The sequence below is a fragment of the Brevundimonas sp. genome, assembly GCF_044239655.1.
Classification (GTDB): Bacteria; Pseudomonadota; Alphaproteobacteria; order Caulobacterales; family Caulobacteraceae; genus Brevundimonas.
In genome coordinates this window covers 1-4,175 of record NZ_JBIIAY010000178.1, presented here as the reverse complement: position 1 = coordinate 4,175, position 4,175 = coordinate 1, and the positions used below count along the sequence as shown (strand labels likewise).

At 67.0% G+C, this 4,175-nt stretch carries 3 protein-coding genes; 2 read left to right on the top strand and 1 reads right to left on the bottom strand.

Annotation, left to right across the window (positions count from 1 at the left end; genetic code table 11):
* Together ACILQR_RS15780 and ACILQR_RS15775 are read left to right on the top strand one after the other, a co-directional pair.
* The coding region (locus tag ACILQR_RS15780; protein WP_395652332.1) for a glycosyltransferase family 4 protein at window positions 1–1,810 on the top strand (1,810 nt) is incomplete at its 5' end.
* 38 nt (window positions 1,811–1,848) lie between these two features.
* Window positions 1,849–2,691 carry a CatB-related O-acetyltransferase gene (locus ACILQR_RS15775; RefSeq protein ID WP_395652331.1) on the top strand — a complete coding sequence of 281 codons (843 nt, stop codon included), beginning with the start codon at window positions 1,849–1,851 and terminating at the stop codon, window positions 2,689–2,691.
* Between the two features lie 3 nt (window positions 2,692–2,694).
* Here ACILQR_RS15775 and ACILQR_RS15770 read toward each other — a convergent pair.
* Window positions 2,695–4,175, bottom strand: a 1,481-nt coding sequence (locus ACILQR_RS15770) for an AGE family epimerase/isomerase (protein WP_395652330.1), incomplete at its 5' end; no start/stop codon positions are given.

Below are 4,175 nucleotides of genomic sequence, written 5' to 3'. Positions count from 1 at the left end.
GAGCGGCGGTCGCGCCCACTCGATCCTGGCCGATGCCGATACCCTGCTGGCCAGCGAGCTTCCGGACGGGGCGGTGCTGTTCTCGATCCAGGACCTGTTCGGCTATCTGAAGGCCCACCCGACCATGTCGGGCATCCAGCGGGTTCAGGCCGGCATCGCCGCCGACTGTATCGCCCAGAACCGCCCCAACACCCATTTCATCGTCAACGACCTGAACGGCAATATCGAGCGCAGCGTCTTCTGGAAGATCCGGCCGAACGATCTGGCCGATCTCATCGCCTATGCGTCGGGAGCCAATGTCGATCATGGCCGGCTGCGCGCCAAGCTGGACCTCTGCGAGGCCAACGCCACCGCCGTCTATCCGGGTCACGGGACGACCATCATCCTGCTGGGCTGCTTCTGGAGCCACGGCAACACAGCCGACCGCTTCATCACGGCCAAGCGCGCGGGCGCCCGGATCGGCGCCTATATCTATGACATCATCCCGATCTCCCATCCGGAGTTCTGCGATGCGGGTCTGGTCCGCGACTTCTCGCGCTCGGTCAGCGAACTGTGCCGGATCGTGGACTTCATCCTGACCATCTCGGTCAGCACCAAGGACACCCTGCTCGACTTCATGGCCAAGCACAGCGACCGGACCTTCCCGGCCGCGGCCGTGCCCCTGGCCCATTCCCTGACCGCGCGGACGCCGGGCAGCCAATGGCCCGCCAAGCTCAACGCCATCAAGGGCAAGCCCTATGTCGCCTATGTGTCGACGATCGAGGGCCGCAAGAACCACGCCTATGTGGTCAATGCCTGGCGCCAACTGGCCGCCGAGGGCGTCGAAACGCCTCACCTGATCTTCGTCGGCCGCAAGGGCTGGCGGATCGACGGGCTGATGGACCTGCTGGACGGCACCCACAACCTGGACGGCAAGGTCCAGTTCGTCCACGACCTGACGGATTCCGAACTGAACGCCGTCTATGAGCATTGCCAGTTCACGGTCTTCACCAGCTTCGTCGAGGGTTGGGGCCTGCCGGTCGGCGAGAGCCTGATGCACGGCAAGCCCTGCGTGGCGTCGGACACCTCCTCCATCCCCGAGGTCGGCGGCGCCTTCATCGACTATATCGACCCCTTCAACCTGAGGGGCGGGATCGAGGTCTTCCGCAAGATGATCGTCGACGCCGACTATCTGGAGGAGCGTCGCCTCAACATCGAACAGAATTTCGTCCCGCGCTCCTGGGAGGAAGTCACCTCCGACATGCTGTCGCGCATCGACGAGTTCAGCCAGACGCCCGTGACCCCGGTCGGCAGCGTCTCGATCCCCGAGGGCTATCTGTTCCAGCCCCGGACCCTGGTCAGCAGCGGCTTCTCGATCCAGGAGTATATGCACTCGCCCTTCCGCCTGCTGATCGCCGACCAGTTCTACGATCCGGAGAACCACGGCGCCTGGATGAAGGGGCGGTATGGCGAGATCGTCTTCAAGGTCGACCTGCCGCGCGACGAGGAAATCACCGTCTTCGTCCAACTGCATTGCGCGCCCTGGCACGCCGACACCGAGGTCACGGTCACGGTCGGGGGCGGTGATCCCCGGACGGCGTTCAAGGCGCCGGTCGTCTCCTTGGCGGGCGGTCGGATGATCCGGCTGTTCGGCAAGGTCGGGGCCGACGGCCTATGCAGCCTCTCCATCGCCGTCACCGGCGCCTATGAGGTGCCGAACGTCGATGTCCGCGACTTCGTCGTCGGACTGGTCGCCCTGGGCTATACGGGCTCCTCCAATCTGCGGGCTCGCCTGGACCTCAGGGACGCCATTGAGTTCGACATTCCCTGAGAGCGTCGGCGACCTCTCCGGGCCGGGAAGACAAGTCCATGAGTATCCATCACACCCTGACCGAGCGAGACCTCGTCGCGCTTCGGGAGAACCGCATCTTCACCATGCCGGACGGATCCGACCGTCTGGTTCCCGGCCAGATCGTGTCGTTCAACCCCGACGTGGTGCTCGAGAAATACACGGCCATGTTCGCCGGCCTGATCTTCTGCAGCATGGGGGCGTTCAGCTACACTTGGTCGCATTTCAACCCGCTCGACATGGGGCTGAAGTTCGGCCGTTATTGTTCGATCGCGGGCGGGGTCACGGTGTTTCCGGGCAACCATCCCCTGTCGTTCGTGACGACTTCGTCGTGCAGCGGGGACATGGAACTGGCCCCGTTTAAGGCGGCGCTGCAGGACTTCCCCGACGCCGGCTTCACACCCCGCTATCCGGAGCCTGACGAGGCCCGGTTCCAGGCGCCCGTCGTCGGCCATGACGTCTGGATCGGCCAGGACGCCACCCTGGCCCGCGGCATCACCCTTGGGCATGGCTGCGCGGTGGGGACAGGCTCGATCGTGACCAAATCGGTGCCTCCCTATGCAGTGGTGGCGGGCAATCCGGCGCGGATCATCCGGATGCGGTTTCCCGATCCCGTCATCGAGGCCCTGCTGGCCAGCGAATGGTGGCGCTATGCCTTCCCGGACTTCGCCGCCATGCGGTTCGACGATCCGGAACGGTTCCTGGGCGAACTCGGCGAGCGGGTCGCGGCCGGCACGATCAGCCCGTTCGAGGGCGGCATCCGGGCGGCGGATCTGTTCGTCAACCAGCCGACCCTGTCGCGCAAGGTCAAGACCCGGACCTCCAAGGCCCTGAGGGTCCTGGGCCTCAAGCGCAGACGCTGAATCCTACTTCAGGTCGAAGCCCGTCAAAGCGTCGATGTCGCTGCTGGCGGCGGTGTCCGACAGCTGCCGGAAGGCAGCCATGATGTGATAGAAGGAGCTGGCCGGGGCGGGTTCGTCGATGAATTTCCGGTCGGGCAGCCGCTTGTCGCGCCACAGGCCGTCCTCGGACAGATAGAACCACAGGGCCCGCTGGGCCGCCGCCGCATTGTCCAGACAGGCCTGACGCTCGCCGTCGGTGCTCATCTCGGCCAAGATCAGCGAGGCCTTCAGCCACTCCGTCTGGGGCCATAGCCGTGCCCTCTGGCTGCGGATCGAGTCGTCCTCGTTCATGGCATCGACCGCGACGGCCAGCCGCTCGATCACGCCGCTGTTGCCGTGGGCGTAGAGTTTGCGCGCAACCTCCAGCGCCGATGCGTCGCCCCGGGCGCGGGCATAGCGGGCGAACAGCCAGGCCCATTCGAACTGGTGCCCCGGCTCGACCAGACGCCCGGCCTCGCCCGCCGCCGGCTTCCAGTCCGCCCCGAAGAACTCGCGCAGGAAGCCGCCTTGCGCGTCGATGAAGGTCGAACGCGCCAGGGCGACCACCTGATCGGCCAGCTCGGTCCAGCCCGCGTCGCCGCCGGCCTCCTCCCAGGCCAGACAGGCCTCCAGCAGATGCATGTGGCAGTTGGACTGATAGGCGTCGTCCCCGCCCTCGATCAGACCGCCGTTGGGCTGTGCGCCCGCCCGCAGCAGATCGCGGATGGTGACCGCCCGGGCCTCCAGCGTCGGCTCGGCGCAACCGGCGCCCTTGGCCATCGCCAGGGCGAACATCACGAAGGCCTGGTCATAGACCATCGCCGTCTCGTCCAGCGGCGCGCCATCGGCCGCCAGCAGGGTGCGGCACAGGCCGTCGGGACGCAGGTAGTCGGCGATCAGACGCGCCACCCCCTCATCCACGCAACGCCGCCACGGACCGGCCCAGCCCAGCTGGCCCGCCTGGGCGAAGACATAGATCTGGCGCGCCTGGACCCGGGCCCGGCGCGCGGTGTTCACCAGACGCCCGTCCAGGCCGATGACCTCGGCGAAGACCCCGTTGGCGTCCTGACCCAGGCTGGACCAGGTCGGCAGGGCCCGCAGCCTCAGCCAGTCGGCGAAACGTCTGCCGCCCACGGCCAAGGTCTCGGGGACCGGCCGCACGAAATCCAGATGCTGGGGCGAGGCGACCTTCAGCCGCTCGACGATCCGCTTCACGTCCTGGGCCCGCGACAGGTCGCAGACCAGGACCGCATCCTTCTCGGCGATGATCGCCAGATTGCGGACGCCCAGGGCCGCCACCATGATACCGTCGGCCGAGCGGGCCAGACAGCCCTCGGCGTCCTCGAAGATATGCAGGCCGGTGTCGCCCTCGCCGCTGGCGGCGATCGCGTCCCAGGCCCCCAGGTCCGACCAGCCGAAATGGACCTCGAGCACCGAGGCCAGACGGGTCTTCTCCATCAGGGCGT

Bases quoted from the DNA above. Each gene is read 5' to 3' on its own strand.
- ACILQR_RS15775 (WP_395652331.1), top strand. From the start codon at position 1,849: ATGAGTATCCATCACACCCTGACCGAGCGAGACCTCGTCGCGCTTCGG.